20 protein-coding genes and 3 tRNA genes are annotated in these 21,080 nt (G+C 45.8%); 9 read left to right on the plus strand and 14 right to left on the minus strand.

What is annotated here, in order from left to right; all coding sequences use genetic code 11:
- The 6 genes from VM802_RS28530 to VM802_RS28555 form a co-directional block, all read right to left on the minus strand.
- Positions 1–662: hypothetical protein (locus VM802_RS28530; protein WP_325537222.1), on the minus strand; the 662-nt coding region annotated here is incomplete at its 3' end.
- 251 nt (positions 663–913) lie between these two features.
- Entirely contained in the window at positions 914–2,038 is a 1,125-nt protein-coding gene (locus VM802_RS28535; RefSeq protein WP_325537224.1) for a hypothetical protein, read from the minus strand.
- Positions 2,039–2,110: 72 nt separating this feature from the next.
- Positions 2,111–4,108, minus strand: coding sequence for an STN and carboxypeptidase regulatory-like domain-containing protein (locus tag VM802_RS28540; protein WP_325537226.1), 1,998 nt, complete (start codon positions 4,106–4,108; stop codon positions 2,111–2,113).
- Positions 4,109–4,124: 16 nt separating this feature from the next.
- Positions 4,125–5,111: a FecR domain-containing protein gene (locus VM802_RS28545; protein WP_325537228.1), complete on the minus strand. Its 987-nt coding sequence runs from the start codon at positions 5,109–5,111 to the stop codon at positions 4,125–4,127.
- Positions 5,108–5,701: an RNA polymerase sigma-70 factor gene (locus VM802_RS28550; protein ID WP_325537230.1), complete on the minus strand. Its 594-nt coding sequence runs from the start codon at positions 5,699–5,701 to the stop codon at positions 5,108–5,110. Before VM802_RS28550 ends, VM802_RS28545 begins: the two co-directional genes overlap by 4 nt.
- Before the next feature lie 504 nt (positions 5,702–6,205).
- Positions 6,206–6,499 carry a GNAT family N-acetyltransferase gene (locus VM802_RS28555; protein ID WP_325537232.1) on the minus strand — a complete coding sequence of 98 codons (294 nt, stop codon included), beginning with the start codon at positions 6,497–6,499 and terminating at the stop codon, positions 6,206–6,208.
- Positions 6,500–6,836: 337 nt separating this feature from the next.
- On the opposite strand from VM802_RS28555, the gene VM802_RS28560 reads away from it, so the two are divergent.
- Together VM802_RS28560 and VM802_RS28565 are read left to right on the plus strand one after the other, a co-directional pair.
- The gene (locus VM802_RS28560; protein ID WP_325537234.1) at positions 6,837–7,811 is read left to right on the plus strand and encodes a DUF2157 domain-containing protein; all 975 of its coding nucleotides are present in this window, start codon (positions 6,837–6,839) and stop codon (positions 7,809–7,811) included.
- Entirely contained in the window at positions 7,795–8,955 is a 1,161-nt protein-coding gene (locus VM802_RS28565; protein ID WP_325537236.1) for a hypothetical protein, read from the plus strand. Before VM802_RS28560 ends, VM802_RS28565 begins: the two co-directional genes overlap by 17 nt.
- Positions 8,956–9,009: 54 nt before the next feature.
- Here the strand turns inward: VM802_RS28565 and VM802_RS28570 are convergent.
- From VM802_RS28570 to VM802_RS28590, 5 genes are all read right to left on the minus strand, one after another.
- A tRNA-Gly gene (locus VM802_RS28570) sits at positions 9,010–9,085 on the minus strand.
- A 48-nt stretch (positions 9,086–9,133) separates the two neighbouring features.
- Positions 9,134–9,209, minus strand: a tRNA-Gly gene (locus tag VM802_RS28575).
- Positions 9,210–9,336: 127 nt separating this feature from the next.
- Positions 9,337–10,548 carry a PepSY-associated TM helix domain-containing protein gene (locus VM802_RS28580; protein WP_325537238.1) on the minus strand — a complete coding sequence of 404 codons (1,212 nt, stop codon included), beginning with the start codon at positions 10,546–10,548 and terminating at the stop codon, positions 9,337–9,339.
- A 163-nt stretch (positions 10,549–10,711) separates the two neighbouring features.
- On the minus strand, positions 10,712–10,912 hold the full coding sequence (locus VM802_RS28585; RefSeq protein ID WP_325537240.1) for a hypothetical protein: 201 nt from the start codon (positions 10,910–10,912) through the stop codon (positions 10,712–10,714).
- An 88-nt stretch (positions 10,913–11,000) separates the two neighbouring features.
- Entirely contained in the window at positions 11,001–12,020 is a 1,020-nt protein-coding gene (locus VM802_RS28590; RefSeq protein ID WP_325537242.1) for a glycosyltransferase family 2 protein, read from the minus strand.
- 121 nt (positions 12,021–12,141) lie between these two features.
- Between VM802_RS28590 and VM802_RS28595 the strand changes: the two genes are divergently transcribed.
- Both VM802_RS28595 and VM802_RS28600 read left to right on the plus strand, forming a co-directional pair.
- Positions 12,142–13,290, plus strand: a complete 1,149-nt coding sequence (locus VM802_RS28595; RefSeq protein ID WP_325537244.1) for a sensor histidine kinase — start codon at positions 12,142–12,144, stop codon at positions 13,288–13,290.
- A 79-nt stretch (positions 13,291–13,369) separates the two neighbouring features.
- Positions 13,370–13,453 (plus strand) — tRNA-Leu (locus tag VM802_RS28600).
- A gap of 344 nt (positions 13,454–13,797) precedes the next feature.
- Here VM802_RS28600 and VM802_RS28605 read toward each other — a convergent pair.
- On the minus strand, positions 13,798–14,346 hold the full coding sequence (locus VM802_RS28605; protein WP_325537246.1) for a CAP domain-containing protein: 549 nt from the start codon (positions 14,344–14,346) through the stop codon (positions 13,798–13,800).
- 213 nt (positions 14,347–14,559) lie between these two features.
- On the opposite strand from VM802_RS28605, the gene VM802_RS28610 reads away from it, so the two are divergent.
- The 5 genes from VM802_RS28610 (at position 14,560) to VM802_RS28630 (ending at position 18,664) form a co-directional block, all read left to right on the plus strand.
- The gene (locus VM802_RS28610) at positions 14,560–14,745 is read left to right on the plus strand and encodes a class I lanthipeptide (protein WP_325537248.1); all 186 of its coding nucleotides are present in this window, start codon (positions 14,560–14,562) and stop codon (positions 14,743–14,745) included.
- A gap of 261 nt (positions 14,746–15,006) precedes the next feature.
- A complete protein-coding gene (locus tag VM802_RS28615) occupies positions 15,007–16,299 on the plus strand; it encodes a DUF2130 domain-containing protein (RefSeq protein ID WP_325537250.1) in 1,293 nt (430 codons plus the stop codon).
- 48 nt (positions 16,300–16,347) lie between these two features.
- The gene (locus tag VM802_RS28620; protein WP_325537252.1) at positions 16,348–16,977 is read left to right on the plus strand and encodes an HAD family hydrolase; all 630 of its coding nucleotides are present in this window, start codon (positions 16,348–16,350) and stop codon (positions 16,975–16,977) included.
- 390 nt (positions 16,978–17,367) lie between these two features.
- Entirely contained in the window at positions 17,368–18,009 is a 642-nt protein-coding gene (locus VM802_RS28625; RefSeq protein WP_325537254.1) for a DUF4136 domain-containing protein, read from the plus strand.
- 34 nt (positions 18,010–18,043) lie between these two features.
- Entirely contained in the window at positions 18,044–18,664 is a 621-nt protein-coding gene (locus VM802_RS28630) for an outer membrane beta-barrel protein (protein WP_325537257.1), read from the plus strand.
- 72 nt (positions 18,665–18,736) lie between these two features.
- Here the strand turns inward: VM802_RS28630 and VM802_RS28635 are convergent, their stop codons facing one another.
- Positions 18,737–19,753, minus strand: a complete 1,017-nt coding sequence (locus VM802_RS28635) for an FAD:protein FMN transferase (RefSeq protein WP_325537259.1) — start codon at positions 19,751–19,753, stop codon at positions 18,737–18,739.
- A 28-nt stretch (positions 19,754–19,781) separates the two neighbouring features.
- The gene (locus VM802_RS28640; RefSeq protein ID WP_325537261.1) at positions 19,782–20,960 is read right to left on the minus strand and encodes an acyl-CoA dehydrogenase family protein; all 1,179 of its coding nucleotides are present in this window, start codon (positions 20,958–20,960) and stop codon (positions 19,782–19,784) included.
- Between the last annotated feature and the right edge of the window lie 120 nt (positions 20,961–21,080).

Here is a 21,080-nt window from a genome sequence, read left to right on the forward strand (position 1 = left end):
TAACCGTTGTAACTTTCATCTGCAAAATAATAATCATCTTTAATTTTAACTGGTGTAACCTCGTTCCCTCTTGCATTAAGATTATTTTTTACTTCCGTACTTTTTTTGATTACTCTTTCGTTGTCTTTAATTACAATGATCGGCCGGTCAGGCTTTACCTTATAATCTAATTTAATCTCATTCCCATCAGCGTCATAGGCTAATAAAGGCTTTCCATTTTTCCTATCTTCAGTATTACGAACAGCAACTATAGGTATCTGGCCATCAATATTCCATTTTTTTGCATCAAAGTTGTCTAAAACAGGGACATATATTGTTAATAACGGTAATTGATTAACTATTGAATTAAACTGTGAAGGATTGTTCGAAAATTTTACAATTTGCTCATTCAATGTCTTACCTGTCACATCTGGAAGATCTTTGGCAAGTCCGTATAATACATCATAATCTTTATCAAACATTTTTTCTGCTTCTTGCTTGATCAGACTGCGGACATTTATATCTGTCAGAGATTTTGCGAGGACCTTCGCAAAGTCCGTCATTTCCCTATCATGATCCAAGGATTTCATACTAATATTAGTTTCTGCTTTTTCGCTGACATTTTTTCTGCATGAAACAAAAATAAACAAGCTAACTAAAGTCAGTAGATTTAGAATTTTCATAAAGAAGGTTTGAAGGGTTAAAGGGTTAAAGGGTTAAAAATTGGTACTTAAAGCTAGGCTATACGGTTAACAAATCTAAGCTCTTATTCTTTCCAAAGGTAAGGCATCTTCTTCTACCTTCTTCATTCATTTATTTCTTGACAACTTGATTCAGAGGGGGTAATTTAAAAACGGAGCCTGTACATTGTAAGGTAACCTGCCCGAAGGTTCCCTCCAATAACAGCACTCCGTTAGTATATCAAAGGCTACAGTTATAAACGGTATTGCACGCCCGCAGACACACCTACATACCAGCCCTCAAATTTGTTGTTATTTCTGGTACGGGAGAACATATACTGGCTGTGAATATCTTCTCCTACTCCATCTCTCATCTGTACATAGTTTACGGTAGGTCCGCCATATACTTCCAGTTTACGGCCAAAGCGGTAGGCCGGATAAACCGCAAATGTCTGTTTACTGTAGATACCTTTTTTGAAGTCAGTGAGCACAAGGTTGGTGGTTTCCATGTTCAGCCTGAAGTGCGACAACAAGGGGAAATGCACGCCAATGCCGGCAAGCATTGCGTACAACGTATTCTTACCTTTGGCATTGACACCAACACCCAGAATACCATAAGTTACCTTTCCGCCTGATTTGAATGATGCAATAGTGGTGGCCGTTTCATCAATACTGATGCTCACCTGTTTCTCTCCGCCCTTCACAATATTCACTGCGCCAATAGGACAATCACTGCTATCCGAAATATTGAGGAATCCTACCTGTACGCCCTTAACCTTTCGGGCAACATTCATAAAGCCGCCTATCTGTACTCTTACATCCTTTGATCGGTTCATAAATCCTGCAATCTGCACATCGCTGTTATTGCTCGTATTCATGAAGCCGGCCGCCTGTATCACTGAGCTGTCCGCCGTATTGATGAAACCTGCTACCTGCGCACCATCTGTTACATTGCCTTTGGTAAAGTTGCCGAAGCCTGCAACCTGTACACCTTTCATCATTCCTGCATAGTTCATGAAACCTGCTACCATCGAGCCTTCTGCACGCTGTTTCACCTGGTTCATAAAACCGGCGACAGTAGCACTGCGATACGTAGCGCCAATATGATTGGAGAAACCTGCTACCTGCGCTCCGGTTGCTTTCATCTTTATGATATTGGAAATGCCTGCGATAGCGGCGCTTGTTTCAGCGCGGGAAAGCCCCATCAACACATGCAGAGAGAAATGATTTGTATACTGCGCTGCATTTTTTCCATTGGAACTTATCGGATATATCAACCCGATATGTGCGGGACTGGATAATTGCGTTTGTGCAAAAGTCTTTACAGTAGAGCAACACAGGGCGATCAGAAATAAAATATGTAGCCTGATTGTTTTCATGTCGGTATAATTATTTTCGTACAGTATACCGACACCTCAATAATTACTTACCCCTATTTGCAAAAAATAAAATCAGAAAATACTAATGCCTGCCTGCCAGCCAAGCCAGCCAGTGGCCTCTTTGCCGATATTAAATGAAGGATAATTACTTCCGGGAGGATTCACATGATAGCCTTCTTTAGGCTTCAGCATATCATGTACTTGTACCACAAAAGAAGGGCCCGCAAAAATAGAAATTTTTCTTCCCAGCCTGTAATGCAGCAGGGGATGTACTCTCAGAACGGTTGAGGAGCCGTCCCACGCACGCTGATATAATGACTCGCTGGTGAATTCCGCAGCAATGAACAGCCGTTTCCTGATAGGTATCTCTGTACCTATACCATAGCCTATTGAATAAGAAGTATTCAGTGAAGAAGGATCGTATCCTACCAGGAGGATGCTGTAAAGCCTCTCCCTACCTGTCTTCCAGGCGATATTAACCGGCTGCAGATCATTGCTGTAAACAGACACTCGCTTGAATCCTCTCCTGACAATATTTATCAATCCTACACTATACCCTTCCGATGTATCAGCAATATTCACGATACCAATCTGTACACCCTTCAGGTGATGCGCATAGTTGAACAAGCCCCCCAGCTGAAAGCCGCTTACTTTGCGTTTTACGATGTTACCACCAAGGGTAACCTGCCCTCCGTCCAGATCTCCGGCTGTATAATTGAATATACCTGAGCCCTGAAAACCATCCGTATGTTTCTTGTTGACATTGAGGCCTGCAGCAATCTGTACGCCATCAAGGGATTTTCTCGCAACGTTGAGCACACCAGCTCCCTGGAATCCTTCCACTTCACCACCGAAATTTCCAACAGCTGTAAGCTGAGCACCATGTGCGGAGTCTTTCGCTTCATTGAAGATGCCCGCGACCTGCAAGCCCCTCATATTCTTTTCTGCGATAGAGCCTATACCTGAAACCTGCCAGCCATCCATATCTCCGCTTACAAGACCTGCCACGCCCTGCGCCTGAAGTCCTTCTGCATTTCCGTGTATATGGTTCCATACACCGGCCATCTGCACACCTAGCTGGCTGCCTTCCACATTGTTGCTCACACCCGCGATCTGCACACCTTTCAGGGAATCAAGCACATTGTTATGCACACCCGCCACCTGCACACCCTTTGTTTTTCCACCCACTACATTGAGCACGCCGGCTAGCTGCACATGTTGCATATCGTGCTTCACGATATTGAATGCAGAACCTATTTCCACACCGTCCACACCAGCTGTATAGCCGCCAAGGAGATTGAAAGACAGCTTATTGACCACCTGCGCCCCCATACGCCCATGCGTACCCAGACCAGGAGTCAGCGACATCTGGTAAGGCTTGTCAGCAAAAAAGGAAGCGAGGTTAAGACTCTGCATTTTCTGACGGGACGATAACAACGCGCGTCCGAACCAGGTTTTCTCTACCTGGTGACGGCTCGTTATCTCCACAGTCTTCAACTGGTAAGATACGGGTGTGATGCTCAGCACCACCTCCTGGTCCTGCACAGGATTCAATACCAGCGAGGTATCGAGATACAGGTCCTTACTAACGCTGATGGCTGCGGTAGGGTATTTGTCCCTTAACCGCAGCCTGAAGTATCCATCGTTATTCGTAAGTGTGGAGATGAGTTGCTGTCGTTCATATACGCTGGCATTCGCGACTCGCATACCGGTCTTCCTGTCCGAGACCGTTCCGCTGATCAGATAGTAGGTCTGCCCCGACGACTTTTTTAACAGGATGATATAATTACCGGATTCCTTATACATATAATCCCCGGCGAATAGAAGGTCCAGTACCTGCCGCACTGTTTTCTTCCGTACCGATATACTTACGATGCTGTCCTGCGGAAGAATATTACTGATATAAGAAAAATAAAAGTTCCCTTGCTTGCTGATGATATTCAGCACCTCTGAAAGAGGCCGCTGCTTTGCATCCAGCGTTACAGTCCTGTTCAACAGGCTTTGTGCCGCAACGTTCAGTGAAAAAATACCTGAGATAAAAACAGTAAACAATATTCTGAGCAACGACATAACAATTAGGCAGGTATTATTTCAATGTGATTTGTGATCCGTTTTTTTCTATGCTGATATCGAAAGTCAGTCCGATGATCTTAAGTGTACTGTCCAGCGAGCTGTTAGCGAAGGTAACGCTGATAGGCATATCGCGCTTACTGTTATTAGCAATGACAATATCCACGCCGTAGGCTTCGTTGAGTATATCCACCAGTTTCCAGAGTGGTGTGTTGTTACATACAAAGGTTTGGGTGCGATAGTAGTTGTACAGTTCATCTGTGTTGCGCTGCTTCACAGGCGCATCCTCATTCTCGGTCACTACAGCCTTCTCATACTGTTGTAGTTTTACGCTGTTGCTCTTCTTGGTCACTTCAACAGCTCCCGACTCCACAATCACCTCAGTGGACCCATTGACGCTTTTGATGTTGAAAGAGGTACCAAGCACCTTTACCGTTACATCGTTTACCCTGATAACAAAGGGTTTACCCGGGTCCTGTGCAATGTTAAAGAAGGCTTCTCCTTTCAGTTGCACACGGCGTTCCCTTTCGAAACTAACCGGATAGGTAATGGAAGATTGCTTGTTGAGTGTAACGAAAGAGCCATCAGGTAAGGTGTCCAGCTTTACTTCCGCCTGCGAATAGATGGTATGTTTGGCAGTCTGGCCCAATTGGGATATGTACCAGAAGCAACCCGCACCAAACAGGACAATCAACGTGGCCGCTATGCGAAGATCGCGGCGCCAGGTGGAAATACCGGGTTTGATAATGCGTGCGCCGGATGTTTGTACATCAGCGCCAACACGCTGCTGGAATCGTTTCCAGGCATCATCTTCATTCACGGTAGTCACTGCAGCCAGCTTCCGGCTTTCCTCCCATATAAGTCTGAAATGGTCTAAGTAGCGCTGATGTTCCTTGTTTTCAGCCAGCCACTCCTCTACGCCTGCCTTCTCACTTTCGTCTGTGATTCCCAGCAGATATTTTACCAGGAGGTCATCATTTATATGATCAATACGCTTTTTCACTTGTACAGGTTTAAGGATGTAGCAATTAATACAATAATCAGAGGTAAGAAGTCAACCAGTTGTTGACGGAGCAGGCGCAATGCTTTACCCATTTGGTTTTCTACTGTTTTGATGGAAATGTCAAGGCGGTCAGCTATTTCCTGGTATTTCAGTTCTTCAAAGCGGCTCAGCTGAAAAACGGTCCTGCATTTCTCTGGCAGCTCCTGCAAAGCCTTGTCCAGCTTTTCCTGCAGGTCTTTCAGCATTACTTTACCGGAAGTATTTCCCATGTTGCGGTCATTGTTCATCTGGTATTGTGAGTGCGCCTGGTGGGCTGCTTTCACCTTCTGGTGCCGCAGGTAGTTGATGCTCTCATGATATACTGCCCTGTACAGGTAGCCCGAAACAGATTGCTTGATACGGATATCGCCCGACTTCTCCCACAACTTGCAGAACACATTCTGCACCATCTCCTCTGCCATTACCTCATCTTTCAGAATAGTATGTGCGTATGCATGTAAGCCTTTAAAATGAGTTTTAAAAGCCTGTTCAAATGTTAGTGTGTGTTCCTTTTCCAGTAATGAGGTATCACCTGGATGATTAAACTCCATGCTGAGGTTTTGATAACTGAAATCAAATATAATTGCTTCTGCCAATTGAACATTTTATAAAACGACACCTGTAGGAGTATTTACCCCTATCCGGGCAGCTATTTTTTCTAGTTACAGGTACGGCAGGTTTCCCATACGAAGTTATCATTTTAACACTATATTATATAAGTATTAAAAAATATTTCACATTTAAACGCCTATCATTGTCAGGAATTAACACTGATACACACATGCACCATTTGTCCGGCAGCACATCCGATAAATGTACTCACCGATATACAGAATAAAGAAATCTGAAAGCGTCACTAACAGAAAGGGTTATACGCTTGTGATTGGTAACTCCAGAAATGCGTGGGAGTGAAAGAGTAGGGATCAGCTTACAGGAGTTAGCTTTTAATACTTACCTGGAAAGATGTTTTATTATTTCACGCTCCGCCATTCTAGTCCTGATGTGGTAAACATCTGCCTTGTAGATCATTAAAAGCTAACCCCTTAAGTTGTTGGTTATATATGCAGACCATGCGCCAGCAGTGTTTTCCACTTCGGGTTACTGCGCACAAAATCTGCTACTTTTCTGCTGGATGGTACCATCCGGATATTCTGTGAAGCAATTTCTTCCATCACCTTACCCAGCAATACCGGCGTAACACCCTGCTTTTCCAGTGTGGGAGGCACTTCCGCTCCAGTCAGGAATATACGGCTGCCGTTCCGCTCATAAATAACCTTTGCCAGCTGTCCCGCAATATGCGCCTCGAACTGCCTGGCTTCCTTGTTGTCAATAATTTTGAAGTCCTTCATGTCATCATTCAGTTTATACACATTATTTCTTCGTAGTAGAGTACTAAAGGGAAAGTATCTTATGCAAAAGGGAAGTTGTTATAAGATAGCGCCACTGGTATGAAAATACCTTGTCAAGCCTGTTTCATACCACGAAGATACGAATAATCAGGGAGAAAACCGTGAAACAATCATATATGAAATAAAACAATACCTAAAACGTTGTACAGATAAATATCAGAAAGAAATATTTTCGTGAAACATAATACTACCAATAAAAGACAGCGGGCTGTACTTTAAAATCCGTAATATGTAAGCAACACATACTTTTACTTAAATTGCTCCCTTTAACCTTGATATGGATACACAATTGTTTGAAAAATTACACCGCGAAGGACTCATCAACAGCGATTCCCTTACTAAAATCAGCCATGCCGGAACCACCCGGCTCTTTTCGCTGCACTGGGAGATTAAAACCCTGCTATACCTCGGTGTATTACTGCTGAGCGGCGGCCTTGGCATACTGGTATACGAAAACATCGATACAATAGGGCATCAGGCCATACTGGCATTCCTGGCGCTTATCTGCGCCGGCTCCTTCTGGTATTGCATAAAGCAACATGCTCCTTTTTCCCGGAATAAGGTAACACAGCCTAACACCTTTTTCGATTATATCCTATTGTTGGGTTGTCTCACCTTCGTTACTTTCATCGGCTACCTGCAATACCAATACAGCGCATTCGGCACTGCTTATGGACTTGCAGTCTTCGTTCCGCTGGTAGTACTGTTTTTCAGTGCCTACTACTTCGATCATATCGGCGTCCTGTCTATGGCTATTACCAATCTTGCCGCCTGGCTGGGTGTTACCATCACACCCTTTCAACTACTCAACAGCGGTAATTTCAGCAGCAACCAACTTATCTATACCGGTATGCTCCTGGGTCTGGCCCTGCTGGCCGCCGGCCTGCTCTCCGTCAAACAGCATTTCAAAACACACTTCGCCTTCACATATGAAAATTTTGGCGCACACCTCTTTTTTGTGGCCTGCATTGCTGCCATGTGTTCCAACGGAGAAGCTTCCGTACTATGGTTTCTGCTGATGCTTGGTATTGGTTATCTTATCTATAAAAAAGCCATCGGGGAACAATCCTTCTACTTCTTGCTTATCACGGTACTTTATCTCTACGTGGGTTTCACCATCTTCCTGTTCAGACTGATATCCAACACAGACTGGGTCGTTTCTTTCTTCCTGTATCTCGTAGTATCAGCCCCGGTTGTAGCAGTATTACTCGTTAACCTTAATAAAAAAATCAAACATGATCGCTTACAATAAACAGACGCTGGATAACCTTGCTGTTAAAGAACAGACAGCAGCTGCATTACGCAGACAACTTATAACCACAGAAGAAGCCACCGCTGTTGGACAAGCCTATCCTGTTAACTTTTATACCCCTAATCCGGTGATCAGAATAGGATTGTTTATACTCACCGTCATCATCCTGCTGGCTGCGCTTGGGCTTTTCCTGCTAATGGGCGCTAGCAGTTCGGAAAGTGCTATCAGAGGCATGCTCCTCGCCGTAGGTATATGTTCCTATATCGCACTGGAAGTACTGGTGAGAAGCAACCATTACTATCATGCCGGCATAGATGATGCGCTGCTGTGGGTAGCCCTCCTGCTGATTGGCATTACCATTGGCTTCGAATCCCATATGTCGCCAGCCGCACTTTATCTCATCGCGGCGGTACTAACGGGTATGGCTACACTCCGTTTTGCGGATATGATCTTAGCAGGCATATCGTATCTCTCCTTGGTCATGCTGATGGTATATACCATCATTCAAACGGGGCTGGGATCCAGTACCGTTGTGCCTTTTGCCGTTATGCTGTTTTCAGCTGGCGTATACTTCGTTGCAAAGCGCCTTACATCACTGCATATATGCAGGCATTATAAAAACTGTCTGATCGTAGTGGAAGTGTTATCACTTGTAACCCTATATATGTCCGGTAACTACTTCGTAGTAAGAGAAGGCGGCCAGGCGCTCCTGGGGACAGAGCTGCAACCTGGACAGGACATCCCTGCCGGATGGTTCTTCTGGATCTTTTCAGGCGGTATTCCGCTGGCATATATATGGGCTGGTATCAGGCGGAAAGACGTAGTATTACTGCGTACAGGCCTGCTGTTAATTGCGGCCATTGTGTTTACGATCCGCTATTATCATCATATACTGCCATTGGAAGATGTAATGGTGCTGGGCGGTATCCTGCTTACCGGCGGAGCATGGCTGCTGATCCGTTACCTGCGTACACCCAGACAGGGCTTTACTTATGAAGAAACTGATGAAGCTTTACTGGCAGATAAATTAAATGTGGAATCGCTGGTGATTGCTCAAACTTATACTCCTGTAACACCAACACCTCCTGACGTAACCTTTGGTGGTGGCACCGGTGGCGGAGGCGGCGCCAGTGGCAACTACTAGCCGGGAGCACCGGTTACAAATAAAAAAGCCTGACTGAATCTATCAGTCAGGCTTTGGAGCGGAAGACCGGGCTCGAACCGGCCACCCCGACCTTGGCAAGGTCGTGCTCTACCAAATGAGCTACTTCCGCAGAGGTAATAAGAACTTTGTATTGGAGATCATCACTGATCGTCCGGACTGGAGCGGAAGACCGGGCTCGAACCGGCCACCCCGACCTTGGCAAGGTCGTGCTCTACCAAATGAGCTACTTCCGCGGGTATTAAGAACTTTGTCTTTAAGATCTTTCCAACAAAATAAGCAATTTTTTGTTTGCTTTGCCGTGTGGCGTTTTTCGTTGGGATTGCAAAGATAGTAAACGGACTGAAAACACAAAATTTTTTTTCAACCTTTTGCAAAACTTTTCTTTTTCTTCTTTCCCCACCATATGTAGAAACCCGTCACAGGTAAGGATGCGCAGATAATACTTACAATGAAAGCAATTATTTTTCCAGGTAGTCCACCAATAGCCCCAACATGTATATCATAGTTCATTTCAATCAGCTTTTCGCCGCGGTTCTTATGGCTGTCGTTCCGCCTCCCCAGTAGCTTTCCGGTATATTGATCAAACTGCAGCTCATCAGCTCCATAGTAAGTTTCCTTACCCTTCAGTCCACCGATTACATGTACGCCTTCAGGAAACGTTGCCGGATATACGAAAATCCGCTTCGCATCTTTCAGTACCGGCAAAGCCGCCCGGAACGCAACATCCAACGGATCGGCACTCACCGGTGCAGTTGTTTTCACAGATACCGGCCTTTTAACATCAGGAGGCGTTGTGCTTCCTGAAGCAACCACATATACAGTTGATTCAAACCATTTGAAGGCCCAAACCATCCCTGTAAGCGCAATCACCAGTGCTATCAGCAAGCTATAGAAGCCCAGCACGTTATGCATATCATAGTTCACCCGTTTGATACTTGCCTTCCACTTGATCTTGAATGACTGTTCCCTGGCCGCTTTGGTCCAGCGTTTCGGCCACCACATCACCAACCCCGTAATAAGCAGGATCACAAAAATGAAAGTACCCCACCCTATAACCGGTTGTCCGTAAGGCGTATTCAGCAAGAGACTCCAGTGAATGGATTTTACGATAGAAAAGAAATTGTGCTTATAATCCAGCACACCCGTCACCTCCCCGGTATAAGGATTGATCATCACAGACTCGTAGTATTCCACAGCCCCGAAATAGGTAAGAGCAGTATCATTACCTTTATAGGTCATAAATTCCCAGGCACGGTCAGGCTGTTTCCAGGTGGTGATATTGAGCAGCGGCTTATTGGGGCCCAGCACCTGTTCGGCACGTTTCTTCAGCACGCTTATCGGCAGCGGTGCCTGCTGAGCCGGTGGCGTCACAAACAGCTGCCGGTGATAATACATCTCATTGATCTCTTTCTGGAACACAAACAGGCATCCGGTTATGCTGACGATCAGCACAATGATCCCGGAAGCAAGGCCCAGCCATAGGTGCAGCCAGTCGATTACTCTGCGGAGCATGGATTTTCCTTTCTTCTTTACCGGCCTGTTCTTCTGTATAGTCGTTGCTGTAGTTATCATATCTGCAATACAAAAATCACTGCAAATGCATTGATAAGCTAATCGTATCCGGAATTTAATTTACGCAATGCGGAATGGAAGAGTGGTACAGGCAGGGCAAAAACAAAAAACCTCCCCCGTAACCGGGAGAGGTTGGATAATTATGTAAAGGCAAAAAGCCGGATTATTTATACTTGGGACTATACAGCGTATTCTCAGGAACTACCACATCAGGTTTACCAGCGTATTTGTGTTTGTAGAGGTTGTAGCAACCGCCTAAAACGAACACCAGCAGGCAAAACAGTCCCAGGTAAAATGTAAAGCGTGAGCGGGATACCTTGTCAAGGGTAATGTCATTCTTATTTTCTACTGTATTATTTTCCATATTCAGATTATTTCCGGTGCAAACCTAATAAATATTTTGGATTAATTGATTCAGTGATTTTTGATTTTTTGATTAAATCAGCATAATTCTAAATCAGATCAGAGAATTTCTTCCGCCGGAGGAAATAATAACGCCAGATCATAATCCCGTGAAAAACGCCGCTCATCTTCAGCAGCTTCTTTTCCGGAAGGTTATCCTTCCGTACATAATTGCGGCGCCAGCGGTAATAGTCTTTATAAGCACGGTAGATAGCCGCCATATCTTTGGGCTTGCGCGCTACCAGGCTCTTGACACCGGCAAGTATATCCAGGAAGAAGCGCTGCGAGAGCACAATCCAGCGGTCTTCGCTATGCAGGTTCTTCCAGAGCATCATGAGGTTGTTGCGGAAATTGAGGTACAATTTCCGGGGGTTTCCCTGCGGCAGGCTTCCACCTCCCACGTGAAATACCCTGGAGTCCGGGCAGTAGCAGATCCTGTAGCCTGCGCGTTTCAATCGCCAGCAAAGGTCCACTTCCTCCATATGTGCAAAGAAATCGCGGTCAAAGCCACCCACTTCATGAAAACAGGCCGAACGTATAAAGAGCGCAGCGCCTGTGGCCCAAAAGATGTCCTGCGGATCATCGTACTGGCCATTGTCCTTTTCCGTGGTATAAAGTATGCGCCCACGGCAGAAAGTATATCCCAGGTAATCCATCCAACCGCCAGCTGCCCCTGCATATTCAAACTCGTCCTGCTGGTAGTAAGCCCGCATCTTAGGCTGACAGGCAGCGATATTGGGATCTTCCTGCATCATATTGATCACCGGCTCTATCCATCCTGCCTCCACTTCCACATCCTGATTCAGCAGTACATAAATATCCGCCTGTACATGTTGCAGGGCGTCATTATACCCGCCGGCAAAGCCATCATTCTGCGGGTTCCTGATAATCCTGATCTGTGGATAGTGTTGCTGCACAAAGGCCACACTGTCGTCTGTAGACGCGTTGTCTGCCAGTACCAGCTGCAGGTTACCGTATGTAGATTGACACACCGAAGGCAGGAATTTCTCAAGAAAAGCCTTTCCGTTCCAATTTAAAATAACAACTGCTACTGATGGCAATACGGGCAACTGATATTACGTTTATGCGTGAATAATAATTTAAAGTGATGCAAATATGCAACAAAGGAAATTAATATTTGCTAATCAAATTTCAGGAACGGGGAAGCCGAATATGGCTTAAATTAGAAGTATGTTTAAACAGTTTATTGGATGGAAGTTTGTTCTGGCCGCCATAGCAGTACTCATCATCGTGACTACTATATGGTTTGTCAGTAACCTGTCGAGAAAAATTCAGGAAGAAGAGCGGAAAAAAGTAGCCACATGGGTAGAAGCCAACCGCGAACTGTTGCGCACCGGCTCCGACGCTAACCTGAATCTGGCTATACAGATCATCACCACTAACACCACCATCCCGCTCATCCTCACAGATGAAGAGGGGCACATCCGCGACAGCCGCAACCTTGATTCCATGCGGGTTGCACAAAATCCTGCCTACCTGCAGGAATCACTGGCCCGGTTTAAAAAACAACATCCGCCTCTTATTATGGAAGTGGATGCAAAGCAAAAACTTCATAACTATATCTATTACGGCGACTCGCTGATTCTCCGCCAGATACGCTACTACCCTTACATACAGCTGATAGTAGTAGCGCTTTTCATCGGCATTGTACTCTTTGCACTATCCAGTACCAACAGGGCCACACAGAACCAGGTATGGGTTGGCCTTGCCAAAGAAACCGCCCACCAGCTAGGTACACCGCTATCCTCGATGGAAGCATGGCTGGAACTGCTGAAAGAAAATGAGGCCAACACCACCATCGTGAATGAACTCGGCAAAGATGTAGACCGCCTGAAACTCATCACAGACCGCTTTTCCAAGATCGGAAGCGTACCGCAATTAGAAGAAAAAGATATTATCCAACAAGTGGAAAGCATGGTTACATACATCCGCAAACGGGCGCCCCAACGCGTACGTTTCAACATGCACACAAAAGAAACAGAACTGCCTGCAATGATCTCTCCACCGCTCTTCGACTGGGTTGTGGAAAACTTGTTAAAAAACGCACTGGACGCGATGGAAGGCACCGGACAAATAGATATCAACATAGAAAATCATCCCACTTTTATTACGATCGATGTATCCGATACTGGCAAAGGTATCTCCAAAATTAACTTCGATAAAGTCTTCAAACCCGGATTCAGCACGAAAAAGCGCGGATGGGGACTTGGACTGTCTCTCTCACGGCGCATCATAGAAGAGTACCACAAAGGCCGCCTCTATATCAAATCATCAGAGGTAAATAAAGGCACCACCTTCCGCATTCTTTTGCGTAAATAATGCAGTAAAAAAGAAATACAGATAAATAAATTTGCTTTTTTTAAAAAAGCCATTATTTTTGCACCCCGATCTACCCAATGCGAAGGTGGCGAAATTGGTAGACGCGCTACTTTGAGGTGGTAGTGCCTGAAAGGGCTTGAGAGTTCGAATCTCTTCCTTCGCACACAAATGGGAAAGTTGTAAGACACAACTTTCCCGTTTTTTTTTGTGCATAGCCTACCATCAGCGAACCCTAAAATATCGTTATTGCTGTTTGGCGCGATGCATCTCCCCCCACCCCGCTACCCATCAAAACCGGGTCATCTCCGCATCAAGTCCACGTATCCTCCTGTGTTCCAGCACTGATCGGTGTTACAGCGTGGTAGTTTTTCATAGGGAACACCCGTTTCTTATCTTGCCTCCAGCCCAAATAGCTGATAATCAATATCAATTTTATGCCTTAAAAACACCGTCCCGCCTTGCATAATACACGCAGAGCGGGACGTCTTCTTTACTTTATCACAAAGCTTATTTCCTTGTTCCAAATAACTGGGTCCAGGTATTCTGGTCCTTGGTGCGTGCCACCCCCATTTCTTTGAAGCCCGCCTCCATTAAGTTGGTACAGTGGCCAGGGCTTTTCAGCCATGCATTCACAACCTCTGCTTCTGTTCTCTGGCCTCTGGCAATATTTTCACCAACAGCCCGCCATGCATAGCCCGCCTGCGTAGCCCGTTGCCCAGGATCATTACCGGTTTTATCGATGTGATCAAAATAGTTATCTCTGTCCATATCCACAGAATGGGCCAGGGCTACGGCCGCGAGGCTGTCGCTCCATCTCAGCGGCGGCACCGGCGGCATTTTTGCGGCACCGCAATCACAACCTTTCGTTCTTACATCGTTTACAAGCTGTAGTATCAGGCTTTCATTAAGATTGGTGGCTACAGTACCGCCCACCTTTGTTACAGGTTCCGGCGCAGGCTGAGGGGAGGCGCCTTTATCTGATTTTTTACATGCTGTAGTTGCAAGGACGCAACAAATGACGGCCCGTGCAAGCCAGGTTACTTTTTTAGTGCTCATGACATCTTTTTTTTGAAACAAACATACTGCTTTTGTTTAATCGGGGAAATAGGCACATGCATCGCCGCAAGTTATCAGGTCATAATTATTTTCCCCCATACGTTTGGTTATCATCCCGATATTCAGGAAATTTAGAATCGTAGAAAATCCTGTGTCACACGATGCTTGCCCGAATCTGTACCCTCTTCATTTGTTAATCAAAATCCACAATTCATGAAAAAGAAAACCGTTAATCTGGACAGGAAGCTTGTCCTGCAGAAGGCTATTATTGCCGAATTAAATGCCGAACAGCAAAACAGCGTATTAGGTGGTATCACAGCCCGGATCTGCCCAACGCAGATCACCGTGTGCATTGAAACAAGCCCGGCGCCCAATAAACCCTGCGTCGCCTGCCCCTGATCCATCTTTCAGCCCGGACAACTGCTGTCAGTTGTCCGGTTACAGGCTTAACAATTTTGTAACGGAGGCTTAACACAGGGCTAATACCTCTTTCTCAATTTTGTAGTGTTACCCCCAATAGCTTATCCGCTATCCTATCGCTTAGCATTATCTAACTATTGTTTGTGCCACGTCAGATAGGAAGGAGCAACATCCTTCCTTTTTTATTCTGCTGCCATCATCCCGGTAAATCCTATCTTTACTTAATTTTTTACAGATACTATGGGAACATCAATCACCTGTCCGAGTTGCAGGCATCAGTTCGTGATGGAAGATGCTTTTGCGGCAGACATAGAAAAAGAAATGAGGGGGAAGATGGAGTCGGAATGGCGCAGGCGCCTTGATGCTTTACAGGCTGAAAAAAACTCCCTGATCTCAGAAAAAAATAAAATGGCGCAGGAGCGTCAGCAGATTGAAACCCTCCGCCAGCAACAGGAAGTAGAGATTCTCCAACGAGTGCAGGAAGAAAAAAAGATCATGCAGGAAAGCCTGACGGAAGAGCTACGCAAAAGCATCCTGGCAGATTATGATAACCAACTCGCTCTTTTACGGGAAGCCAATGAGGAAAAAGAAAGCAAGCTGAAAGAAGCCCGCCAGCAGGAACTGGAATTTCTCCGCAAAGAACAGGAGCTGAAAAACCGTGAGCAGGAGCTGGAAATAGATCTGCAAAAGAAGCTACTCATCGCCAGAAGCGAACTGGCAGAGCAGATCCGCAAGGAAGAAACCGACCGCAACATCCTTAAAGATACGGAGCATCAGCTGCGCATGCGTGAGCTGGAAAAACAACTCGAAGATCAGCGCAAGTTGGCCGAAGAGATGAAACGTCGTGCAGAACAGGGTTCTACCCAGTTGCAGGGTGAAGTGCAGGAGCTGGTGCTCGAAGAAATGCTACGCATAACCTTTCCATTCGATGAGGTTACGCCCGTGGGCAAAGGCATACGTGGCGCAGACTGCATCCAACTGGTGCGTAACCAGTTTGGCCAGGAATGCGGCCGCATCATTTATGAGAGCAAGCGCACTAAAGAATTCGTTAAAGACTGGGTGGAAAAACTCAAGGCCGATATGCGCAGCCAGGGCGTAGATGTAGCCATTCTCGTTACGCAGACGATGCCGAGAGATATGGACCGCTTCGGCGAAAAAGAGGGCATATGGATATGCACCTTCGCCGAAGTGAAGTCACTCGCCTACGTGCTGCGGGACGGCATCATCAGGATAGCCGGCAGTCTGCGCTCTCAGGAGAACAAAGGCGATAAGATGCAGATGCTCTACTCCTACCTCACCAGCGGCGAATTTGCAGAGCAATGGAAAGCCATCCGTGAAGGCTTCCAGGCCATGAGAATCTCTATTCAACGCGAACGGGAGGCTATGGAGAAACTATGGAAGGCCCGTGAAAAACAACTGGAGAAAGTGCTGCTCAATGCCGCCCATATCAAAGGCTCTATCGAAGGCATCGCCGGCAGCGACTCCGTTGACCTTAAGCTGCTCGAAGATGCAGCAGATGAATTGACTGATTAAGTCATATTAAATTTATTAAAATATCAATAGGTTTCTTATTTTCGATCTATGAAAAACCAGCAAAGCAAGGAATATAACGCGATTATTTTTGACCTGGGGTCAGTATTGATAGATTGGAATCCAAGATACCTGTACCGCAAAATATTCTCCACAGAAGAGGAGTCAGAACACTTTCTCCAGCATATCTGTACGTCTGACTGGAATGAAGAACAGGATGCAGGCAGAAGCCTGCAAGATGGTACAGAACTGCTGATTGCGCGGCATCCACAGCATGAAGCCCAGATCCGCGCTTACTACGGCCGTTGGAAAGAAATGCTGAGAGGACAGATAGATGAATCCGTACAAATCCTGCAACAGCTGAAAGAAAGTCGTCGCTATAAACTCTACGCCCTCACGAACTGGTCTAATGAAACATTTCCGTTGGCACTCGTTGAATTCCCTTTTCTCCAATGGTTTGACGGTATCGTGGTATCAGGCAGAGAGAAACTGCGCAAGCCTTTTCATTCGTTCTACCAGCTGCTCCTCGATCGTTATCAGATAGCTGCTGAAGACGCACTTTTCATTGACGATAATCTCCGTAACGTAACCGCCGCTGAAGAATACGGTATTGACAGTATTCTCTTCAACCATCCTGATCAACTGAAAAGTGAGCTGATAGATAAACAGGTCCTGGTCTGATTACTAACAGTAAGGACTACACGAACGCTCAAGACTTCCTGAATAATACTTTAATTAAATTCTTTTTACATCATCGGCTTCCGGAAATGACAGATCCGGAAGCCGATGATGTGAATTCTCATTTCGTATTTATCTCCTATATATTCTATCCCCATAGCCAGTCTCATGCGCTATTTTTTGTTTTATATTAATGAAATACGCCCATTCATTTTAGGATTACCTTAACACTTGAAGAGTAAACGAATTGTAACATCTGGGCATCTAATGCGTTGAACGTTAAAGGAAACGGAAATCTTTCAGCACGTGTCAGCCGGCCTTCGTTAACAACGACACGGAATATGCTGTTAACCTGCAACGGGGAACCATTTTTTAAAATTAATACGCAAGGATATGAAAAGAACAATGTTATTATTGGGTACTATCGCTGCGGTCATTGCAGCCATGTCATTCAGCGGCTGCCGCAAGGATCCGTTGAAGGATATGACCGATGAAGAGTCCCGGATCTATATCACCAACCACGACAATAACGCCAATTTCAATTCTTATAACACTTTCAGCATTGTTGACTCAGTTGTAGTATTAAGCAACAGGAACGATGCTGCCAAGAAAGCGCTTACAGACTATGACAAACAGCTGATTGCCTCTGTGAAAGCTGCCATGCAACAGCGCGGCTACACGCTCGTGGATAAATCCGCCAAACCTGATTTGGGTATAAATCTCACCCGCATCGACAACTCGTTTACCAACGTATCCTGGAATCCGGGATGGTGGAGCGGTCCTGGCTACTGGGATCCTGGTTACTGGGGATACCCAGGCGGCGGCTGGTGGTGGCCTGACTATTATGTAGTATACCAAGTGAATGAAAAGCAGACAGCCATCGATTTGTTTGATCTGAAGAATCCGAAAAACGACAAGTTCGTTGCCGTATGGAACTCTCTCTGGCGCGGCACTGGCGTATGGAACATCAACAATGTGGATACCATGGTACAGGCTTCTTTTGCACAGTCTCCATACCTGACCAGGAACAAGTAATGTTGATTTTCGAAAATTTTAAATTGATAGGAAGATGAAAAAGATAAAAAACTGGATATTGATTTTGGCAGGATGTGTGGCTGCACAGGCTGTATCTGCACAAAGTCGTCCGCCGCTTTCATTTGAACTGAATTATTCCATTGCACAGCCATTGGGCTCACTGAAAGATTACAGTGATAAAACCAGTTTCCGTGGCTGGAATGCAGGGCTCCAATACATGTTGAACGACCGCCTCTCTGTTGGCCTTCGTACAGGTTTTCAGGATTATTATGAAAGATTGCCCCGTGCCGTGTATCCTGACAAGCAAGGAGACGTATCTGCTGTACAGTCACGCACACTTCAGGTCATTCCCATTCAGGCCACAGTAGGCTATGCATTCACCAAGGCCGGTTCAGCTGTCATTCCTTACGGTAACCTGGGCATTGGTGCAGCTAACATGAACTACGAAAAATACTGGGGAGAATTTGTAGAGAAGAATAACAGCTGGCAGTTTATGGTAAGCCCGGAAATAGGCATCAACGTGCCTTTCGGAAAATATTCTCCGGTAATGCTGAATGCGAGCGTACGTTACAACTATGCTCCCTACAAATACCAGGAAATCACCAGTTACAATTCCATTCAGGGAAATATCGGGATTAAGTTCCACCTGAATTAATGATACCGTTCCATATTCTATGAACGATAAAGAGTGAAGGATATCCCGTTCTGTGTTTACAGAACGGGATTTTTATTGTTCCATATATTTTTTGAATCCTTTGCTGAAAGCCTCTTTTATGGTGCCATCAGCTGCCTTGTAGATGTAAACCGCTTCCAGCCCGTATTCCGGATGCTGTGCAATAAAAGCCAGCCCCTTTTCCACCCCCATCAGGATGAGCGGGTTATCAAAAGCATCTGCTGTAAAGCAGTCTGCTGCAATTACCGTAACACTGATAATATTGTTGTGCAGGGCTTCTCCTGTAAGCGGATGTATGGTATGTGCAAAACGTGTTTTACCCTGATCAAAAAAGCGGCGGTAATTTCCACTGGTAGCAATACCTTTATCAGGTAACCTTACTAGTCCCTGTACGGGTTCGTATGTGGTATCTCCGGGTGAAGGTCTTTCAATGCCGATGCTCCACACCTGCCCACGTGCGTTATGTCCTTTGGCGCACAGCTCTCCGCCCACGTCCACCAGGTAATTTGTGATCCCCTGCCGCTCCAGGAATTTCCCCAATACGTCCACCGTATAACCTTGTGCAATACCGTTACAATCTATCTCTACGCCTTTCTTTGCAGCAGTAAGCTCCGTTCCTTTTATGCGGAGATAACGGTAACCAGTATACGCTAATGCTTTCCGGATACTATCAGCCGGTGGAATCCCCTTGTAGGAAGGTTTGGTAACACCAAAGCCCCACAGGTATACCAACGGCTTTACTGTAATATCGAAAAGCCCGCTGGTAGCTTTACTGGTAAATAGTGCCTTTCTTACCACGGCCTGCATATGTTCATCCATGCGCACTTTACCGGTGGTGTTGAACGTGTTGATAAGAGATCCTGGCTTATACAGCGACAATGACTGGTCAATAACGCGGAATACAGAATCAATGCGGCCCTGAAGAGACGTGGTATCTTCAGACAAATACTTAACGATATAGTAGGTACCCTGCGCTTTACCTTCACAGGCTACCAGCTTCAGTTTCTCAGGTTGCTGCGCAGCAATGGTCATGGTGATAAACAGTGCCGGCAGCAGGAAAATAGATTTCATTAATCAGCATACTTTTCAAAAAGTGCATTTATTTAAATGCGTCGAGTCCGGTGACATCCATGCCGGTGATGAGCAGATGAATTTCATGGGTGCCTTCATAGGTCAGCACGCTTTCCAGGTTCATCATATGCCGCATCACGGGGAACTCTCCGGTAATGCCCATTCCACCGAGAATAGAGCGCGCATCGCGGGCTATTTTGGTGGCTATTTCGCAGGAATTCCTTTTAGCCATAGAGATCTGTGCCGGCGTTGCTTTTCCTTCATTTTTCAATACCCCCAGCCGCCAGTTCATCAGCTGCGCTTTGGTGATCTCTGTGATCATTTCGGCCAGCTTCTTCTGTGTGAGCTGGAAACCTGCAATAGGACGGCCAAATTGTATCCTCTCTTTTGCATATCGTAAGGCTGTATCATAGCAATCCATCGCTGCGCCGATTACACCCCAGGCAATGCCATAACGTGCAGAGGAAAGGCAGGAAAGCGGTCCTTTCAGCCCTTTTACTCCGGGCAGGATATTTTCTTTAGGCACTTTCACATTATCGAAAACCAGCTCACCGGTAGCGCTGGCCCTGAGGCTCCACTTTCCTTTTGTTTCCGGAGTAGAAAAGCCTTCCATTCCGCGTTCTACAATCACGCCGCGAATATCTCCTGACGGGTCTTTGGCCCATACTACCGCAATATCCGCAAAGGGCGCATTGGATATCCACATTTTTGCACCGTTGAGAATAACATGATCTCCGTCTTCACGGTAATTGGTAATCATGTCGGCCGGGTTGGAACCATGATCGGGTTCCGTTAACCCGAAACATCCCATCCATTCTCCTGTGGCCAGTTTTGGCAGGTACTTTTTCTTCTGTGCTTCACTGCCGAAAGTGAAAATAGGAAACATCACCAGCGAGCCTTGTACAGACGCCGTGGAACGGATGCCACTATCGCCGCGCTCCAGCTCTTGCATCATGAGGCCGTAAGCAATATAATCCAGCCCGCCGCCGCCGTATTCTACGGGAACGGTAGGACCAAAACATCCAAGTTCTCCAAGGCTGTCAATAATGTGTGAGGGAAAGGTTGCCCGTTGGCAGCAGTCTTCAATAATCGGTGAAATTTCTTTTTTTACCCACTGTCTTACAGTATCGCGGATTAACAGGTGTTCTTCCGTTAACAAACCATCTACATTAAAATAATCAGGGGACTGAAACAGATCTTTTAACATGTTGACCACATTTTTTTTAGAAACCCAATATAAGCATTTAAAGGTTTAGTTATTGAGGTTCCATTCTATATCTTCCTTTTAAGATCTGTAAATAATTAATTACGCGGGATATACCGAATT

Source organism: Chitinophaga sp. (assembly GCF_035538455.1).
GTDB lineage: Bacteria > Bacteroidota > Bacteroidia > Chitinophagales > Chitinophagaceae > Chitinophaga.

Coding starts and splice junctions, on each gene's coding strand:
- VM802_RS28535 (WP_325537224.1), bottom strand. CDS start 2,038: ATGAAAACAATCAGGCTACATATTTTATTTCTGATCGCCCTGTGTTGC.
- VM802_RS28540 (WP_325537226.1), bottom strand. CDS start 4,108: ATGTCGTTGCTCAGAATATTGTTTACTGTTTTTATCTCAGGTATTTTT.
- VM802_RS28550 (WP_325537230.1), bottom strand. CDS start 5,701: ATGGAGTTTAATCATCCAGGTGATACCTCATTACTGGAAAAGGAACAC.
- VM802_RS28555 (WP_325537232.1), bottom strand. CDS start 6,499: ATGAAGGACTTCAAAATTATTGACAACAAGGAAGCCAGGCAGTTCGAG.
- VM802_RS28560 (WP_325537234.1), top strand. CDS start 6,837: ATGGATACACAATTGTTTGAAAAATTACACCGCGAAGGACTCATCAAC.
- VM802_RS28565 (WP_325537236.1), top strand. CDS start 7,795: ATGATCGCTTACAATAAACAGACGCTGGATAACCTTGCTGTTAAAGAA.
- VM802_RS28580 (WP_325537238.1), bottom strand. CDS start 10,548: ATGATAACTACAGCAACGACTATACAGAAGAACAGGCCGGTAAAGAAG.
- VM802_RS28585 (WP_325537240.1), bottom strand. CDS start 10,912: ATGGAAAATAATACAGTAGAAAATAAGAATGACATTACCCTTGACAAG.
- VM802_RS28595 (WP_325537244.1), top strand. CDS start 12,142: ATGTTTAAACAGTTTATTGGATGGAAGTTTGTTCTGGCCGCCATAGCA.
- VM802_RS28605 (WP_325537246.1), bottom strand. CDS start 14,346: ATGAGCACTAAAAAAGTAACCTGGCTTGCACGGGCCGTCATTTGTTGC.
- VM802_RS28610 (WP_325537248.1), top strand. CDS start 14,560: ATGAAAAAGAAAACCGTTAATCTGGACAGGAAGCTTGTCCTGCAGAAG.
- VM802_RS28615 (WP_325537250.1), top strand. CDS start 15,007: ATGGGAACATCAATCACCTGTCCGAGTTGCAGGCATCAGTTCGTGATG.
- VM802_RS28620 (WP_325537252.1), top strand. CDS start 16,348: ATGAAAAACCAGCAAAGCAAGGAATATAACGCGATTATTTTTGACCTG.
- VM802_RS28625 (WP_325537254.1), top strand. CDS start 17,368: ATGAAAAGAACAATGTTATTATTGGGTACTATCGCTGCGGTCATTGCA.
- VM802_RS28630 (WP_325537257.1), top strand. CDS start 18,044: ATGAAAAAGATAAAAAACTGGATATTGATTTTGGCAGGATGTGTGGCT.
- VM802_RS28635 (WP_325537259.1), bottom strand. CDS start 19,753: ATGAAATCTATTTTCCTGCTGCCGGCACTGTTTATCACCATGACCATT.
- VM802_RS28640 (WP_325537261.1), bottom strand. CDS start 20,960: ATGTTAAAAGATCTGTTTCAGTCCCCTGATTATTTTAATGTAGATGGT.